Source organism: Salipiger sp. IMCC34102 (genome assembly GCF_004145405.1).
Taxonomy (GTDB): domain Bacteria; phylum Pseudomonadota; class Alphaproteobacteria; order Rhodobacterales; family Rhodobacteraceae; genus Loktanella.
Window position 1 is genome coordinate 71,766 of the sequence record NZ_SELQ01000007.1, and the last position, 17,598, is coordinate 89,363.

Genomic DNA, 17,598 nt, shown 5'->3' on the forward strand with positions numbered 1-17,598 from the left:
GATTAAACCCGGGGGCCGTTCACTTTCGCCGGCGATGCTCGTCGAGCCGCGGCAGGATCTCGACGAAGTTGCAGGGCCTGTGACGGTAATCGAGCTGCCAGCGCAGGATCTCGTCCCAGGCGTCCTTGCATGCGCCGGTCGACCCCGGCAGCGCGAAAAGATAGGTGCCCATCGCCACCCCGCCGGTGGCCCGCGACTGCACCGCACTTGTGCCGATCTTGGTCATGCTGACATGGGTGAAGACGGTGCCGAAGGCGTCGATCTCCTTCTCGTAGACGTCGCGATGCGCCTCGACGGTCACGTCGCGCCCCGTCAGTCCCGTCCCGCCGGTCGAGATCACGACGTCGACGGCCGGATCCCGGCACCAGTCGCGCAGCTGGCCCGCGATGGCGTCCCGGTCGTCGCGCAGGATCGCGCGGGCGGCAAGCACATGCCCTGCCGCCTCGAGTCGCGCCACGAGCGTGTCGCCCGAGCGGTCGTCGTCCGCCCCCCGGGTGTCGCTGACCGTCAGGATCGCGATGCGCACCGGGATGAACTCGCGGGTCTCGTCGATGGTGCTCATGGCATGTCCCTCAGTTTCGCCTTCAACGCCAGCAGGTCGGCCCAGGCCTCGCGCTTGGCGGCGGTGTTGCGCAGAAGGTAGGCGGGATGGAACATCGGCAAGGCCGGACGTCCCAGGACCTCGACCCAGGTTCCGCGCATTCGCGTGATGCCCTGACGGCCCAGCATCGCCCCGCAGGGGGTGTTGCCCATCAGGACCAGCACGTCCGGCGCGGCCAGTGCGACGTGACGCTCGACGAAAGGCACCATCATCGCGACATCCGCCTTTCCGGGCGTCGCATTGCCCGGGGGCCGCCACGGCAGCACGTTGGTGATGTAGACGCCCTGGCCCGGATCCTGCGCCGCCCGGTCCAGCCCGATGGCGGCCAGCATCCGGTCCAGAAGCTGGCCCGCCTCGCCCACGAAGGGCTTGCCGACCCGGTCCTCGTTGGCTCCCGGCGCCTCGCCCAGGATCATCACCCGCGCCCCGGGCGTGCCGTCCGAGAAGACGAAATTGCGCGCCCCGCGCTTCACTTCACACAGATCGAAATCCGCCTGCGCCTTCGCCAGCGCCTCCAGGTCCGCCGCCGCCGCCGCCGCGTCACGGGCCAATCGCACGGGGTCCAGCGCCTCGGTCGTTACGGGCGGCGGCGGCGCCTTCGCCTCTGCCGCCTTCGGCGCGGGCTTCACCGCCTCTAGCGCCGTGCGGTCCACGGGCGCGTCGCCGATGGCATCCACCGCCCCCAGTTCCACCTGCCAGTCGAGCAGTGCCAGATCCGACCAATACGATTCCATGTCCCCCGAATACCCCGCCCCGCCCCCGAAGGGCAGTCCCCCAGTTTCATCTGGCCATACAAACTCCGGGGGGAGGCCGTAGGCCGGGGGGCTGGCCCCCCTCCGCCGCCCGCCCTATAAACCGTCCCTAGAACAGGAGCCCGCCCATGACCTTCCGCGCCCGCCACCTGCTGGGGATCGAGCATCTCGCCCCCGACGAGATCACCACGCTCCTCGACCTCGCCGACACCTACGCCGAGGCCAACCGCAGCGGCACCGCCCCCCGCGATAGGCTGGCGGGGCTCACGCAGATCAACATGTTCTTCGAGAATTCCACCCGCACCCAGGCCAGCTTCGAGCTTGCGGGCAAGCGGCTCGGCGCGGACGTGATGAACATGGGCATGCAGACCTCTAGCCTGAAGAAGGGAGAGACGCTGATCGACACGGCGCTGACGCTCAACGCCATGCACCCCGACCTGCTGGTGGTGCGGCATCCCTCCTCGGGGGCCGTGGACCTGCTGGCGCAGAAGGTGAACGCCGCCGTGTTGAACGCGGGCGACGGGCGGCACGAGCACCCCACGCAGGCGCTTCTGGACGCGCTGACGATCCGCCGCGCCAGAGGGCGGCTGCATCGCCTGTCGATCGCGATCTGCGGCGACATCGCGCATTCCCGCGTGGCGCGCTCGAACATCCTGCTCTTGGGCAAGATGGAGAACCGCATCCGTCTCATCGCCCCGCCCACCTTGATGCCCAGCGGCATCGCCGACTTCGGGGCCGAGGTCTTCACCGACATGCGCGCGGGCCTCGACGGTGCCGACGTGGTGATGATGCTGCGCCTGCAGAAGGAGCGCATGGACGGCGGCTTCATTCCCTCGGAACGCGAATACTTCCACCGCTACGGGCTGGATGCCGAGAAGCTTGCCTACGCCAAGCCCGACGCCATCGTCATGCACCCCGGCCCGATGAACCGCGGGGTGGAGATCGACGGCACCATCGCCGACGACATCAACCGCTCGGTCATCCAGACCCAGGTCGAGATGGGCGTCGCCGTCCGCATGGCCGCGATGGACCTGCTGGCGCAGAATCTGCGCGCCGACCGCGCGGCGGCCTGAAACACAGCCCCCCGGACCCGATCCGGGACCTCGTCCCGCCAGGCGCGCCCTGCCGTTCCCCGCACGCAGCGATGCCATCCCGGCGCGCCGCACCGTACTGGCACGTTCTTGCGGAACCCGGTCCGCGGGCCTGCGTTGACGCCGTAATCCCTGCTCAAGGCCCTCGCATGACCCTGACCATCCCGGCCAACGACCACGGCCAGATCCGCATCTTCTCCCTCACGCCGCCCGTGGCGCAGTCCCTGATGGAGGCGGAACCCCAGGCCGTTCACCGCGCGCTGGGCGCGAAAGATCTGAACATGGACTTCGTGGACGTGGTGGACACGCGCAACCTCGCGGGGTTGAGCCTGCTGGACTACCTGCACCAGGGCTACGACGTGCCGGCGGACGCCGCCGACAACGCCGCGCTGCGGGGTATCGACGGACCGGTCATCTTGGTGATGTCGCGTGCCACCTCGGGGCGCGAGGTCACGCTGACCCCGGTGCAGGGCGTGCGCCACGTCACCACCGTGGGAGAGCCCGTGCGTCTGGCGGTCCCCTCCAGCCCGCTGCCAAGCGCCACGGCAGAGGGCAACGTCCGCCCCGGCAAGGCTGTGCCATCGAATGGCGCCATCTCCGGGCGGGTTGCGACGATAGCACTTCTGGTGCTGTTCGTCCTTGTCGCCGTGATGATCTGGATCGCGGCCTGAACGAAGGCCCGCGCCCACGCGGATCCGTATCCGCAACCGGGCGCTCATAGCAAAAAGGGCGGCCCGAAGACCGCCCTTTCCCACGGGGATGACCGCGTTTATTCGGGGATGTCGCCCTCGATGCCCTCGACGTAGAAGTTCATGCCCAGCAAGGTCTCGTCGTCTGCCGTCTCGCCGTCGGCCAGCCATTCGGACCCGTCCTGCCGATTGATCGGCCCGGTGAACGGGTGATAGGAGCCGTCGGCGATCCGGTCGCGCAGATCCTCGGCGGAGGCCTTCACCTCGGCGGGTACGGCCTCGGTGATCTCGCCGATGCCCACCATGCCCTCGTCGATCCCGTGCCAGACGTTCGACGTCTCCCAGGTGCCGTCCATTACGGCGCCCACGCGCTCGATGTAGTAGGGTGCCCAGTTGTCGATGATCGACGAGACGCGCGGCATCGGCGCGTATTCCGCCATGTCCGAGGCCTGACCGAAGGTATAGACGTTGCCCGCCGCCTCGGCTGCAGCTTGCGGCGCGGTCGAATCGGTGTGCTGAAGGATCACGTCCGCGCCCTGTTCGATCAGCACGTTGGCGGCCTCGGCCTCCTGCGCGGGGTCGAACCAGGTGTAGGCCCAGACGATCTTGAACTCGACGTCCGGGTTCACTTCCTTGGCGTGCAGGTAGGCCGCGTTGATGCCCTGGACGACCTCCGGAATCGGGAAGGAGCCGATGTAGCCGATGACGTTGCTTTCCGTCAGGTGACCCGCGATGTGACCCTGCACCGCCCGGCCTTCGTAGAAGCGGGCGTTGTAGGCGCTGACGTTCTCGGCCGTCTTGTAGCCGGTCGCGTGTTCGAACTTCACGTCCGGGAACTTGGCGGCCACGTTCATCGTGGGATCCATGTAGCCGAAGGACGTGGTGAAGATCAGGTCCGCGCCGTTGAGCGCCATTTCGGTCATCACGCGCTCGGCGTCGGGGCCTTCGGGCACGCTTTCGACGTAGACGGTCTCCACCGCGTCGCCGAATTCCTCCTCGACGGCCTGGCGGGCTTGGTCGTGCTCGTAGGTCCAGCCGCCGTCGCCGACGGGTCCGACGTAGACGAAGCCGACCTTCGTGGGGTCGTCCTGGGCCATGGCGGGGGCACCGAAGGCCAGGATGGCGGCGCTGGTGGCAAGCAGGGTTCTGCGGTTCATGGATACTCTCCTGTTGGGTGGCCTCTAGCGGGCCGCGTGAAAGATCTTGCCCAGCGAGCCCGGGCTGCGTCCGGCCGACATGATGACCAGAACGGCGATGGTGGCAAGGTAGGGCGTCATCGACAGGTACTCGACCGGGATCGCGACACCCGCCGCCTGAAGGTTAAGCTGCAATACGGTGACGCCGCCGAAAAGATAGGCCCCGAGCACAAGCCGCCCGGGCCGCCAGCTGGCGAAGACCACGATCGCCAGCGCGATCCAGCCCGCCCCCGCCGTCATGCCCTCGGTCCATTGCGGCACCCGCACGAGGCTCAGGTAGGCACCCCCCAGGCCCGCGCAGGCCCCGCCGAAGGCGATGGCCAGCATCCGGGTCCGACGCACGGAATAGCCCAGCGCATGGGCCGCGTCGTGGTTCTCGCCCACCGCGCGCAGGATCAGCCCCGCGCGGCTTCGGTTGAGAAACAGCCAGACGCCCAGCACGATGAAAAGGCCCAGGTAGACCATCGGGTCGTGCCGGAAGACGATGGGCCCGATCACCGGGATGTCCGACAGCAACGGCACGTCGAGATCGGGGAAACTCGGCGCCTTCACCCCGATGTAGCCCTGGCCCAGAAGCGCGCTCAGCCCCAGGCCGAAGAGTGTCAGCGCCAGCCCCGTCGCCACCTGGTTCGACAGAAGGTACTGGGTCAGCACCCCGAAGACGAGGCTCAGCGCGGCCCCGCCCACCGCCGCCCCCGCGAAGCCGAGCCAGGGGCTGCCGGTGTTCACCGCCACGATGAAGCCCACGACGGCGCCGGTGATCATCATCCCCTCGACCCCGAGGTTCAGCACGCCCGCGCGCTCCGCCACCAGTTCACCGATGGCGGCGAGCAGGATCGGCGTGGCGGCCACCATCAGCGAGGCCAGCAACAGGATCGGGTTGATCGAACTCAGATCCATCAGGCAAGGCTCCTTTTGCGGAACCGCAGGCGATAATGCGTCAGCACGTCCACCGCCAGCAGGGTGAAGAGCAGCATGCCCTGCAGCAGGCTGATCGCGGCGGAAGGGAGGCCCAGGCTCGACTGCGCGATTCCGCCGCCGATGTAGGTCAGCGCCATCAGCGCGCCCGCCGCGAGGATTCCCAGCGGGTTGAGCCGGCCCAGGAAGGCCACGATGATCGCCGTGAAGCCGTAGCCCACGTTGAAGTCGATGCTGATCTGGCCCGCCGGTCCCGCCACCTCGAACAGGCCCGCGGCCCCGGCCAGCGCGCCCGACAGCCCCATGCACATCAGGATCATCCGCGCGGGACTGACCCCCGCGAAACGCGCGGCCCGCGGGGCCTGACCCGCCAGCCGCACGTGGAAACCGAACAGATGCCGCGACAGCACGACGTAGGCGAAGATCACCGCGATCAGCGCCGCCACAACGCCCCAGTGCAGCCCCGAGCCTTCGATCAGGTCGAGGTTCGCAGAAGAGGTGTATTGCGCAAGGTTCCGGCTGCCCGGAAAACCCATGCCGTCGGGGTTGCGCATGGCCCCCAGCGCCATCGCGGCCAGAAGTTGCTCGGCCACGTAGACCAGCATCAGGCTCACCAGGATCTCGTTGGTGCCGAAACGCACGCGCAAGAGCCCCGGGATCATCGCCCAGGCCCAGCCTCCCAGCGCGCCCGCGATCACCATGAGCGGGAAGATCAGCCAGCGCGCCTCCATCGGGTAGAGCGCAAGCGCCACGCCCGCCCCGCAGATGGCACCCATGATGTACTGACCTTCCGCGCCGATGTTCCACACGCCCGCGCGAAAGCCGAACGACAGGCCCACGGCGATCAGCACGAGCGGCGCACCCTTGATCAGGATCTGCGGTCGGTAATACCAGGCGAACTCCGAGAAGACCGGATCGAAGAAGATCGTCCGGATCACCTCCACCGGGTTCTTGCCGAGGGCGGCGAACATCAGCCCCGAGAGGACCATCGTCAGCGCAACCGCCAGAAGCGGCGACGCCCAGGCCCAGGTCCGCGACGGCTGCGGCCGTTTTTCCAGCGCGATCATGCGCCCCCTTTCCGATGGCCGCGCCACCGCGCCCCACCAGGCTTCTTTGGATTGAAAATACTTGCCCCGCCGGCGAGGCGTCCCGCACTCTGAGGATGTGCCGCCGCTTGATGCGCCGGGCGATAGGTCGGTCCCATCCCGGCTCCGTCACTCGGCCACATGCGCGACCTCCATGTCGTGCGCGCCGCCCAGCATCAGGCCGACGTCGTGCACGCTCAGCCCTCGCGCCGGACGCGACGCGCTCAACCGGCCCTCCACCAATGCGCAGAACCGGTCGGAGACCTCCATCAACTCGTCGAGGTCCTGGCTGATGACGACGATCGCCGCCCCATCGTCGGCGAGGCTCAGAAGGGCCTGCCGGATCGCGGCGGCGGCCGCGGCGTCGACCCCCCACGTGGGCTGATTGACCACCAGCACGCGCGGCTCTTGCAGGATCTCGCGCCCGATGACGAACTTCTGCAGGTTGCCGCCGGACAGCGACCGCGCCGTGTTGCCGGGACCCGGCGTGCGCACGTCGAAGGAGGCGATGACCTCTTCGGCGAAGGCGCGCGCCTGCGGCCAGCGCATGAAGCCCCGCCGCGCCATCCCCTTGCGCGTGGTGGCCGTCAGGGCCGCGTTCTCGGTCAGGGTCATGTCGGGGGCCGCGGCGTGGCCCAGGCGTTCCTCCGGCCCGCACAGAAGGCCCAGGTCGCGGCGCGCGTTCACCCCCGCCCGGCCGATCGGCGTGCCGTCGAGGCGGATCATCTCCGCATCGACCGGCATCTCGCCCGACAGCGCCGCGACCAGCTCGTCCTGGCCGTTGCCCGCGACCCCGCCGATGCCCAGCACCTCGCCCGCGCGGACCTGGAGCGTCACGTCGCGCAAGGGCGTGCCGAAGCGGTGCGGTGCCGGCGCCGAAAGCTTGCGCAGGTCCAGCAGGATCGGCCCCTCGGGGCGGCTGGCGCGCACCGGGCTTTGCAGCACCTGCCCCACCATCAGCTCCGCCATCTCCCGCGGTCCGGTCCGGCGCGGGTCGCAGGTCGCCACCACCTCGCCCAGCCGCAGCACGGTCGCCGCCTCGCAGAGCGCCTCGATCTCCCCCAGCTTGTGACTGATGTAGAGGATCGCGGTCCCCTCCGCCGAGAGCTTGCGCAGGGTGGTGAAGAGGATTTTCACCTCCTGCGGGGTCAGGACCGAAGTGGGCTCGTCCATGATCAGAAGCTTGGGGTCCTGCAACAGGCAGCGGACGATCTCGACCCGCTGGCGTTCTCCGGCGGAGAGGTCGCCCACGATCCGCGCGGGATCGAGCGGCAGGCCGTAAAGCTCCGACACGCGGGCCACCTCGCTCGCGATGGCGCGGGGGCTGGGCGGGTCGTCCATGCCCAGCACGATGTTCTCCGCCACCGTGAGCGCGTCGAACAGGCTGAAGTGCTGGAACACCATGGCGACGCCCGCGCGCCGCGCCTCCGCCGGGTCGGAGGGTGCGAAGGCCGCCCCGTTCATCGTCATCGTGCCGCTGTCGGGTTTCACCAGGCCGTAGATCGTCTTGACCAGCGTGGATTTGCCAGCCCCGTTCTCGCCCAGGAGCGCGTGGATCTCCCCCGGGGCGATGTCGAACGAGACGTCCCGGTTCGCCACGACGCCGGGGTAGGCCTTGGTGAGTCCGGTCAGGCTCAGCAATGGCTCGGTCATGCGCGGCGGGTCTCCTGCTGGGTGGTCCGGGCCATCATCGCGACGGCGACCCCGATGGCAATGGCCTGCGGGTGTTTTCCCAAAGACGGATCCCCGATGGGACAGGCGATGCGCGCGATTTGGGCGGGCGCGTGCCCCAGCGCCTGCAATCTGCCCCGGAACCGCGCCCACTTGGTGGCCGATCCAATAAGGCCCGCGCCCGCGAAGCTGCGGCTCAGGATCGCGTGGCACAGGTCCAGGTCGATGGCATGCGAATAGGTGACGATCAGGTGGTGCGCGTCGTCCGGCGCATGGGTGAGCGCGCGCGGCATGTCGGCGGCCACCAGGGGCGTCACGTGCTCCATCGGCGGCGGCATCCGGTCAGCGGCATCATCGATCAGCGTCACGTCCCACTCGGGCAGCGGCGCCATGACGCGGGCCAGCGCGCGTCCGACGTGGCCCGCCCCCCAGATCCACAGCGGAGCACCGGGCGCGCGCTCAAGCCCCTCGGCGGGCGCAAACTCCAGCGTGACCGACCCGCCGCAGCACTGCCCCAGCGCCGGACCAAGCGGTACCGTCTCGGTCGCGGGGCCCGCCCCTAGCGCCAGCATCGCGCGGGCGCGCTTGATCGCCTGCCATTCCAGCGCGCCGCCACCGATGGTGCCCTCGGTCCGGTCCGCGCCGACCCACATCTGCGTGCCCGCCTCGCGCGGCACGGATCCGCTCGTGCGTGCCAGGATCACGCGGATCCCGCTCACGCGCGCGCCCGGGTGACGGCGGCCAGGATCGCCTCGCAGGTGGCGGGCGCCTGCAGGTCCGGCCAGTTCGGCCCGCTGGCCGCACAGGCATCCGACAGCGCCAGGAAGGCCGAGACGCCCAGCATGAACGGCGGCTCCCCCACCGCCTTCGAGCGGTAGATCGTCGCCGCCGGGTTCGGCTGATCCCACAGGTCCACGTTGAAGACCGGCGGCCGGTCCGAACAGGCCGGGATTTTGTAGGTGCTGGGCGCATGGGTCTTCAGCCGTCCGGCGTCGTCCCAGACCAGCTCTTCCATGGTCAGCCAGCCGGCGCCTTGCACGTAGCCGCCCTCGATCTGGCCGCGGTCGATGGCGGGGTTCAGGGACGCGCCCGCGTCGTGCAGGATATCGGTGCGCAGGATGCGGTTCTCGCCCGAGAGCGTGTCGATCACCACTTCCGTCACCGCACAGCCTTGCGCGAAGTAGAAGAACGGCCGCCCCTGCCCCTTGATCCGGTCCCAGGCAAGGTCCGGTGTCTTGTAGAACCCCGTCGCACTCAGGCTGACGCGGTTCTGGTAGGCGGTCGCGGCGGCCTTTGCGAAGGGCATCTCGTCCCCGGCCACGGCCACCTTGCCGTCGCGGAAGACGACCGTGTCGGGCGCGACCTGGTGCAACTCCGCCAGGCAGGCGGCGATCCGGTCGCGGATCGTGTCGCAGGCGTCTGCCACCGCCATCCCGTTCAGATCCGCCCCCGAGGACGCCGCCGTCGCCGAGGTGTTGGGCACCTTGCCCGTGTCCGTCGCCGTGATCTTCACCGCGTCCCGACCGACGCCGAAGCGGCTGGCCGCCACCTGCGCGACCTTCTGGAACAGCCCCTGCCCCATCTCGGTCCCGCCGTGGTTCATGTGGATCGAGCCGTCCTGGTAGACATGCACCAGCGCGCCCGCCTGGTTGAGGTGCGTCAGCGTGAACGAGATCCCGAATTTCACCGGCGAGAACGCGATCCCCCGCTTCAGTACCGGCTGACGGGCGTTCCAGGCGTCGATCTCCGCCCGCCGCGCCGCGTAACCGGATGTCTCCAGCAGCCGCTCGGTCATCTCGTGCAGGATGAAATCCTCCACCGCCATCCCGTAGGGCGTGGTGTTCACGTGACCCGCATCGACGGCGTGCCGATCGTCGGCCTCGACCTGCGATCCGCGGGACGCCACGTCGACGTCCTTCATCTGGCCCGGCAAACTCTCGGGGGGGGCCGCAGGCCGGGGGGCAGACGGCCCCCCTCCCAGCGCGTCCATCCCGCGGTAATAGTTGATCCGGCGCACCTCCACCGGGTCGAGGCCCAGCGTCCGCGCCGCGTGATCCAGCACCCGCTCGATCCCCAGCAGACCCTGCGGCCCGCCGAAGCCGCGGAAGGCCGTGGCGCTTTGCGTGTTCGTCTTGAGACGGTGAGAGGTGATCCGACAGGCGTCCAGCAGGTAGGCGTTATCGGCGTGCAGCATGGCCCGGTCGGCCACGGGCAAGGACAGGTCCATCGCCCAGCCGCAGCGTGCGTAATGGGTGAAGTCGACACCCACGAGGCGCCCGTCCGCGTCGAAGCCCGCGTCGTACTCCACCCGGAAGTCGTGGCGCTTGCCGGTGATCGTCATGTCGTCGTCGCGGTCGTAGCGCATCCGGGCGGGGCATCCCGTGCGCGCGGCCACCACGGCGCAGGCGACGGCCAGCGCGTTGCCCTGGCTTTCCTTGCCGCCGAAGCCGCCGCCCATGCGCCGGACCTCGACCCTTACGGCGTGCATCGGGACCTCCAGCGCCTCGGCCACCTTGTGCTGGATTTCCGTGGGGTGCTGGGTCGAGGAATGGATCAGCATGTCCCCTTCGTTGGGCACGGCCAGCGCGGCCTGCCCTTCGAGGTAGAAATGCTCCTGCCCGCCGATCTCGATCCGGCCCTCGATGCGGTGCGCCGCCTGCGAGAGCGCCGCATCCACGTCACCCTTGGTCCAGACGCGGGGTCCGTCCTCGAACCGGCTGTCGGCGGCGAGCGCCTGTTCGACCGTCAGGATCGGCTCCTGCGCGTCGTAACTCAGCTTCGCCCGGGCCGCGGCCCGCCGTGCGGCGCCGTGGCTGGTGGCCACGACCAGGAACACCGGCTGGCCCGCGTAGTGCACGGTGCCGTCCGACAGCAGCGGCTCGTCGTGGTTCGAGGGGCTGACGTCGCAGCCGTTCGGCAGATCCTCCGCGGTCAGAACGTCCCTGACACCGGGGGCCGCGCGCACGGCGTCGAGGTCCATGGCCGTGATCCGACCCCGCGCGATGGTGGACAGGCCGAAGGCCAGGTGCAGCGCGTTGGCGGGGGTGGGAATATCGTCGACGTAGCGCGCGGCCCCGGTGACGTGCAACGCACCCGAATCGTGCGGCAGGGGCTTGGCGACGCTCATGCCGACACCTTGCGGACATCCGTATCCGTCCCGGTCAGATCCGCGTGGTAGCGCAGCAGCAGGTTGCGCGCGGCCTGAAGCCGGTAGGCCGAGGTGGCGCGCATGTCCGTCAACGGCTCGAAATCCGCCTCCATCGAAGGCAGCGCGGCCTCGATCGTCTCGCGCGACCAGGGCTGGCCGGTCAACGCGGCCTCCACCTTCGCCGCCCGCGCGGGCACCCCCGCCATGCCGCCGAAGGCGATCCGTGCTGTCGTGATCGTACCCTCCGCGATCTCCAGGTCGAAGGCCCCGCAGACGGCAGAGATATCCTGGTCGAACCGCTTGGATATCTTGTAGACCCGGTGGTTGCCCCGCCCCTTGGGGATGGTGACGCCGGTCACGAATTCGCCGGGGGCGCGGTCCTGCTTGCCGTAAGCCAGGAAGAAATCCTCCAGCGGCAGATCACGCAGCACCGGGCCGCAGCGCAGGTGCAGCGTGGCACCGAGGGCGATGAGCGCGGGCGGATTGTCCCCGATGGGAGATCCGTTGGCGATATTCCCGCCGATCGTCGCGGCGTTGCGCACCTGCACCGAGCCATAGCGGCGCACCATCTGCGCGTAGGAGGGATATTCCCCCTCCAGCGCCTCCAGCACGCGGGTCATGGTGACGCCGGCGCCGAAGCGGATCGCGTCCTCCGTCTCCTCGATATGCTGCAAATCGGCGCAGCGGTTGAGGAACGCCACATCGCCCAGGGCGCGGAACTGCTTGGTGACCCAAAGCCCGACGTCGGTGGCCCCGGCGATCAGCGTGCCCTCGGGGTGGGCGGCGTACCATTCGGCAAGCGCGTCCTCGGTCGCCGGGGCGAAAGGTGCCTCGGCCTCGACGGGGGTGTCGTCGCGCATGTGCGTCGGGACGGGCGTGCCTTCGGCTGCCTTGGCCGCGCGCACGATGGGGGCGTAGCCCGTGCAGCGGCACAGGTTGCCCGCCAACTGGTCGTCGTGATCGGTCCGTCCCGCAAGGTGGCCCGCCGCCATCGTCACGGCCACGCCGGGCGTGCAGAAGCCGCACTGGCTGCCGTGGTGGTCGACCAGCGCCTGCTGCACGGGATGCAGCGTGCCGTCGGGCGCCGATAGGCCCTCGACCGTGCGCACCGCCTTGCCCGCCAGTTGCGGCATGAACAGGATGCAGGCGTTCAGCGTCCGGGTGCCGTGTTCGTCCGTGACCAGCACCGAGCAGGCCCCGCAGTCGCCTTCGTTGCAGCCTTCCTTGGTGCCGGTCAGTCCGCGCTCTTCGCGCAGCCAGTCCAGAAGCGTGCGCGTGGGCGGGGTGTCGACCTGGGCGACCTCGCCGTTGAGGCGAAAGGTGATGTCCATGTGTTTGTCCGCCGCGGTACCAGATGATCCGGGATCGGGGCGCGTCGATGCGGCGTAGACGCGGCCCTCGGCGCAGAAAACCGGATGACGTCCCGTTTTGCAAGGGTCGAGCGCCGGTGTCGCCGCGGACCGCACCAACGGGTCAGGTCGGCGCGGGGGCGCTCAGCCGTCGGTCGCCTTGCCTGTCGCGCCGGCCTCGCGCGGGGCGGCGACGAGCTTTCGCGACTGTTCGGCCAGAACCGCGGCGAGAAAGCAGATCGCGATGGCGGCAAGCGGCAGCACCCAGGGAAACCAGGCGTTGTCCGGCTCGATGTCCATCAGGATCTGTCCCGCCAGCGCCAGGATCGTGCCCAGCGAAAAGACCAACAGCCCGTGCCGCCCGAACAGCCGCAGCGGCGCCGCCGCGCGCGCCGCGCAAAGCCGCGTGACGATCGGCAGGCACGACAGCACGTAGGCCAGCGCCAGCGCATGCACGAAGCGCGGCGCGGCCAGGTAGGTCTTGGTATGCGACACGATGTTTGAGGGCGCACCCGCGTTGCCCAGTCGCGCCATCTGGTGGTTCAGCGCGGGGCCCAGCCCCGGCCAGTAGCGCCAGGCCAGCACCAGCAGCAGGACCCCCGCCGCCAGGGCGAAGAGCGGCCGGCTGACGGGCACGAGCCGTGCCCCCGCCCGGAGACGGATGCCCGTCAGCAGTCCGATCAGGAAGATCGCCTGCCAGGCCGGCGGGCTGAAGAACCACCCGCCCGTTCCGGGATGGGCCGGGATGTTCAGGCGATACGCCCCCGCGACGAACCACAGGGCCAGGCTCGCGCCCAGCGTGATCCAGGGCGCGCGCAAGCCCGCCGCGATCATGAAGGGGGCCGCCAGCAACAGCACGATGTAGGCGGGCAGGATGTTCACGTAGCCGATCTGGTAGCCCAGCGTGGCAAGCCCCACGAGCGCGGCGCGGGTCTCCTCGAAGATGCGGGCCAGGTTGTGCATCTCGCGGAAGGCGCCGTGATAGAATGTGTCCGCCGACCACGAGAACAGCGCGATCGCCACCACCGTCAGCAGGATCTGCACCTGGTAGAGCGTCCAGCTGCGCTTCCACATCGGCCGCATCGCGGGCCAGAGCCGTCCAGAGCCGTCCAGCCAGCGCGCAAGGCCGGGGGCATAGGCGATCCCGGCCGCGACCCCGGACATCAGGAAGAACGCCTCCGCCGCGTCGGAGAAGCCGATGCTGCGCACGGTCAGGATCTCCCACGGGTTGCCGGGCATGTGGGTGACGATGATCATCGCAAGCGCCAGACCGCGGAACGCGTCGATCCGTGGATCGCGCCGCGCGGAAGGCGCCGCCACACCGCCCGTCACGGGCGCCGCGGCGGGCTCAGACCGGGCGGGCGAGTTCGTCATCGGTCACCGCGCGCAAGGGGGTCGTCTGCATGGCCAGCGTCCGGTAGGCCGCGACGACGGGGGGAGGTGCGATCTCTTCGGGGACGGTGAAGATCCCGCCCGCGCCCGGGCGCGACGTCACGGCGATCAGCAGCGGGGCCGCGATCATCGGCAGCGCCACCGGGAGCAGCCAGAGCACGAGGTCGGGCGCCATCCAGAAGGTCAGCACGGCCATGGCGATACCGCTCAGCGTGACCCAGGACGCGGCCTGCCAGGCCTCGGCCAAGGTCAGCCGTCCTTCGCCGCGCGCGGTGGCGGGCCAGCCGCCGTCCTGTCCGGACAGGACCTGCAACACGGCGCGGGTCTGGTACATCAGCATGACCGGCGCGATCAGCGCCGTCAGCAGCGTCTCGGCCAGCACCGACAGGGCGGACCGGGCCCAGCCCCCGTGCGCCCCCGCGCGGCCCGAGGCCGTGGCCTCGATCAGGATCGCGAGTTTCGGCAGCAGGAGCAGTCCGACGATCCCCACCGCCAGCGCCACGATCTCGTGCGTGCGGTCGTCCGGGAACACCGGGAACAGCTGGCGCGGTTCGGGAAAGTAGTCGGGGCCGACGACGGTCTGCGCCGACAGGAAGGACACGACCAGGAAGGCCCCCCAGGCCAGCGCCACGAGGTAGGACGCGATGCCTTGCGCGAAGACGAACCGGCTCCATCCCTTCAGGCCGGGGGCGGCGAGCAGGCGCATGTGCTGCAGGTTGCCCTGGCACCAGCGGCGGTCGCGGCGGGCGAAGGCCAGCAGGTTCTCGGGGCCTTCCTCGTAGGACCCGCCGATCCGGGGATCCATCTCCACCCGCCAGCCGCCGCGGGCCAGCAGGGCCGCCTCGACGTAGTCATGGCTCAGGATCGTGCCGCCGAAGGGCGGCAAGCCCTGCAGCTCCGGCAGGCCGCAGCACCGGGACAGCGCCTCGACCCGGACGATCGCGTTGTGGCCCCAGAACGGTCCGGTGTCGCCCTGCAGCCGCGCCAACCCGCGCGAGAAGACCGCCGAGTGGAAGCTGGCCGCGAACTGCATCGCCCGCCCGAAGATCGACTGCGCGCCGACGATGACGGGCAGGGTCTGCAAGAGCCCCAGCGACGGATCCGCGTCCATCCGCGCGATGAGGTGGGCGATGGTCCGCCCGTCCATCAGGCTGTCGGCGTCCAGGATCACCACGTGGACGTAGGCCCGACCGGACCGGCGGATGAAATCCTCGACGTTGCCGGCCTTGCGGCCGTGCCGGTCCTTGCGGTTGCGGTAATAGACGACGGCCCGCCCGTCCCGCGCGAAGAGCGGCGCGAAGACGGCCTGTTCGCGCGTGACGTCCTGCGTCCCCGCGGTGTCCGAGAGGATGACGAAGTCGGGCGCGATCCCCGCGTCGGCGACCGAGGCGCGCATCGCCTCGATCCGCGCGCGCACGGCCCAGGGGTCCTCGTTGCAGATCGGGATCAGGATGGCCGTGGGGGACGGGCCGCCGGGGCGTGCGGGCGGCATGCTCAAGGGCGCGAGCCCGCGCAATCCCAAAACGGCCTGCGCCGCCCCCCAGGCCAGCCAGGCGGTGGTCATCAGGAGCAGCGCGACCCGCAGGGTGTCCCAGACGACCATCGACGGCGGTCCCGCGTGGGCGAGCGTCGCCGCGGCCACCAAGGCGCAAAGCGTCGCGGCCCCGATCGCCAGGATCCGGCAGATCCGGACAGTCCCGCCGTCGAGGTGACGGTCGCGGTCAGGCACTCTTGATCGTCAAATGGGCCAGGAGGCTGGCAAGCCAGGGCCTGCGCCTGCGTTCGAGCATCTGGCGCGGCATGTCCAGCGGCGCCTGCGGCAGGGGAGATGGCCCCTGCGCCGCGCCCGAAAGTTCCGTCACTCTGTCATCCATTGGTAGATCCATGTTTCCGTCAGGACACGGTCGTCCGACGCAAGTTCCGCCTTCAATTCGACGATCGCCTCGGGGTCGGCCTTCACGTCCAGGACCAACCGCCAGGCATTGCCCCGGTCTGCGTCGAGCCGTTCGAGGACCTCGCCCACGATGCGCCCGCCCGTCACGACCGTACGCGCTGTAACTTCGTGCGCCGCATCGGGTTCCCCCAGGGCGCCCCCTTCGAAGTCGATGACGAATTTTCGCTGGTCGCGCAGCGGCTCGACGCCTGCAAATCCGCCGAAACCGGCCAGTGTGCGCGAAATTCGGGCAAGGGACGTATCGGCGGTCGGCGGCGACATCCCCCAGTGAAGGCGGTAGGATGTGCCCCACGCGTCCCCGGCCTTGAAGGCGCGTTCGGGCACCCAGAAGGCGACGATGTTGTCGTTGGCCTCGAGGTCCGAAGGGATCTCGATCAGGCGGACCGAGCCCCGGCCCCAATCCTCCGAAGGCTCGACCATCAGCGAGGGACGCGCCTCGTAATGCGCGCCCGCGTCCAGGTAGTCCTCGAACCGGCGGTGTCGCTGGATCAGCCCAAAGGCCCGCGGGGATTGCGCCCAGAGGTAGGAATTGCCCAGGCGCGGCGGATTGTTGAGCGGACGCACCAGGCTCGTCTCGCCGCTACGTAGCAAGAGCGCCTCGCTGTCGTGCACGCGCGTGCGGTAATCCTCGAACGGACCCTCGTCGTTCGGCCCGAAGAGGAACATCGACGTGAGCGGCGCCACCCCCAGCTGGTCGATGTCGCGCCGGAAGAACAGGCGTAGCGTCACGTCGATCGTGGTGGTCTGCCCCGGCGTGACGACGAAGCGGTAGGCCCCCGTCACGGACTGGCTTTCCAGCAGCGCGTGGATCGTCACCGCATCGGCCTCAGGCTGCCCCCGTTCCAGCCAGAACTCGCTGAACCGGGGGAATTCCTCCTCACCGCCGGTCGCCGTGTTCACGGCCAGGCCGCGTGCGCTCAGCCCGTAGCGGTTGCCCTGCCCCAAGGCACGAAAGTAGCTGGCACCCAGGAACGAAAGAACCTCGTCCAGCCGGTCGGGATCGTTGAGCGCCGCGTTCACCTTGAAGCCCGCCACGCCCGGCAAGGCGATGTCGGGGGTCATCAGCTCGGCCGCTTCGCCGTAGTAGTCGAAGTTCGCGGCGGTGAAGTCGAGCGGACGCGCCAGGCCGTCCTCGACCTCGTTGAGACGGACCGTCGCGTCGAAGAGCCATCCGGGGTGATAGGCATGTACCACCGGACCCGAAGAGCGGTCCGCCCAGACCGCGGTCTCTTCATTGAACTGGATCTGGCGATAGGTGTCGTAATCGAGCTTCGCGAAGGGCCCGCCGAGCGCCTCCGGCGTCCGGTCCGGCGCTGCGGCCGCAGCCCGGGCCCGTTCGATCAGCGCATCGAAGGAAAACGGCGCGCCTTCGCGATCCTGCGCGCTTGCAACCGGCGCATGGACCATCACGGCCGCCGCCGCGCTGCCGAGAAGAAGAAAGGCGCGGCGCGAAAAGGGGACGGGCGGGACGACTGCCATGACGAAGAGAATCCAAGGGTATGCTGCGGCGCAGAATTTGCCGGGTTTGCGGGAATGTCCAGATGCGACCGCAACTTTGGCGGGTTCTCGCATCTTTCGGCGCCAGGCATCGGCGGCGATCCACCCACACGGATCCTGGTCTGACGCGGCCTTTACTGCGGCGCTGCGGCATCGTCCAGAGCCGTCGCAAGGTCACCTGCACACACGGAAAATTCCGGACCGGGCCCCGATCTTCGGGACCGATGTCCAAAGGGGCGGCAGGATCACCTGGCC

The 17,598-nt window shown here is 69.6% G+C and carries 15 protein-coding genes; 2 read left to right on the plus strand and 13 right to left on the minus strand.

Features of this window, described 5'->3' with window-relative positions; all coding sequences use genetic code 11:
- Positions 1-19 precede the first annotated feature (19 nt).
- Together moaB and EU805_RS14160 are read right to left on the minus strand one after the other, a co-directional pair.
- Positions 20-562, minus strand: a complete 543-nt coding sequence (gene moaB / locus EU805_RS14155; protein WP_129764643.1) for a molybdenum cofactor biosynthesis protein B — start codon at positions 560-562, stop codon at positions 20-22.
- Complete coding sequence (locus EU805_RS14160; protein ID WP_129764644.1) at positions 559-1,335, minus strand: uracil-DNA glycosylase; 777 nt, start codon at positions 1,333-1,335, stop codon at positions 559-561. The genes moaB and EU805_RS14160 overlap by 4 nt, the downstream gene beginning before the upstream one ends.
- Before the next feature lie 146 nt (positions 1,336-1,481).
- Between EU805_RS14160 and EU805_RS14165 the strand changes: the two genes are divergently transcribed.
- Entirely contained in the window at positions 1,482-2,426 is a 945-nt protein-coding gene (locus EU805_RS14165; RefSeq protein ID WP_129764645.1) for an aspartate carbamoyltransferase catalytic subunit, read from the plus strand.
- A 167-nt stretch (positions 2,427-2,593) separates the two neighbouring features.
- Positions 2,594-3,115 (plus strand): hypothetical protein, encoded by a 522-nt coding sequence (locus EU805_RS14170; protein WP_129764646.1) that lies wholly within the window; start codon positions 2,594-2,596, stop codon positions 3,113-3,115.
- 98 nt (positions 3,116-3,213) lie between these two features.
- Here the strand turns inward: EU805_RS14170 and EU805_RS14175 are convergent, their stop codons facing one another.
- The 11 genes from EU805_RS14175 to EU805_RS14220 all read right to left on the minus strand — a co-directional run bounded on the left by EU805_RS14175 (position 3,214) and on the right by EU805_RS14220 (position 17,325).
- Positions 3,214-4,290: a BMP family ABC transporter substrate-binding protein gene (locus EU805_RS14175; protein ID WP_129764647.1), complete on the minus strand. Its 1,077-nt coding sequence runs from the start codon at positions 4,288-4,290 to the stop codon at positions 3,214-3,216.
- 24 nt (positions 4,291-4,314) lie between these two features.
- Positions 4,315-5,229 carry an ABC transporter permease gene (locus tag EU805_RS14180; RefSeq protein WP_129764648.1) on the minus strand — a complete coding sequence of 305 codons (915 nt, stop codon included), beginning with the start codon at positions 5,227-5,229 and terminating at the stop codon, positions 4,315-4,317.
- Positions 5,229-6,314 carry an ABC transporter permease gene (locus EU805_RS14185; protein ID WP_129764649.1) on the minus strand — a complete coding sequence of 362 codons (1,086 nt, stop codon included), beginning with the start codon at positions 6,312-6,314 and terminating at the stop codon, positions 5,229-5,231. The genes EU805_RS14180 and EU805_RS14185 overlap by 1 nt, the downstream gene beginning before the upstream one ends.
- A gap of 147 nt (positions 6,315-6,461) precedes the next feature.
- Positions 6,462-7,985: an ABC transporter ATP-binding protein gene (locus EU805_RS14190; protein WP_129764650.1), complete on the minus strand. Its 1,524-nt coding sequence runs from the start codon at positions 7,983-7,985 to the stop codon at positions 6,462-6,464.
- Positions 7,982-8,722, minus strand: coding sequence for a xanthine dehydrogenase accessory protein XdhC (xdhC, locus tag EU805_RS14195; protein WP_129764651.1), 741 nt, complete (start codon positions 8,720-8,722; stop codon positions 7,982-7,984). Before xdhC ends, EU805_RS14190 begins: the two co-directional genes overlap by 4 nt.
- The gene (gene xdhB, locus EU805_RS14200; protein WP_129764652.1) at positions 8,719-11,130 is read right to left on the minus strand and encodes a xanthine dehydrogenase molybdopterin binding subunit; all 2,412 of its coding nucleotides are present in this window, start codon (positions 11,128-11,130) and stop codon (positions 8,719-8,721) included. Before xdhB ends, xdhC begins: the two co-directional genes overlap by 4 nt.
- Positions 11,127-12,482 (minus strand): xanthine dehydrogenase small subunit, encoded by a 1,356-nt coding sequence (xdhA, locus tag EU805_RS14205; RefSeq protein ID WP_129764653.1) that lies wholly within the window; start codon positions 12,480-12,482, stop codon positions 11,127-11,129. Before xdhA ends, xdhB begins: the two co-directional genes overlap by 4 nt.
- A 162-nt stretch (positions 12,483-12,644) precedes the next feature.
- Complete coding sequence (locus EU805_RS14210) at positions 12,645-13,874, minus strand: OpgC family protein (RefSeq protein ID WP_129764654.1); 1,230 nt, start codon at positions 13,872-13,874, stop codon at positions 12,645-12,647.
- A complete protein-coding gene (gene mdoH / locus EU805_RS14215; RefSeq protein ID WP_129764655.1) occupies positions 13,849-15,621 on the minus strand; it encodes a glucans biosynthesis glucosyltransferase MdoH in 1,773 nt (590 codons plus the stop codon). Before mdoH ends, EU805_RS14210 begins: the two co-directional genes overlap by 26 nt.
- The gene (locus EU805_RS17480) at positions 15,614-15,754 is read right to left on the minus strand and encodes a hypothetical protein (RefSeq protein WP_165351960.1); all 141 of its coding nucleotides are present in this window, start codon (positions 15,752-15,754) and stop codon (positions 15,614-15,616) included. The genes mdoH and EU805_RS17480 overlap by 8 nt, the downstream gene beginning before the upstream one ends.
- Positions 15,751-17,325 (minus strand): glucan biosynthesis protein, encoded by a 1,575-nt coding sequence (locus tag EU805_RS14220; RefSeq protein ID WP_242494176.1) that lies wholly within the window; start codon positions 17,323-17,325, stop codon positions 15,751-15,753. Before EU805_RS14220 ends, EU805_RS17480 begins: the two co-directional genes overlap by 4 nt.
- Positions 17,326-17,598 lie beyond the last annotated feature (273 nt).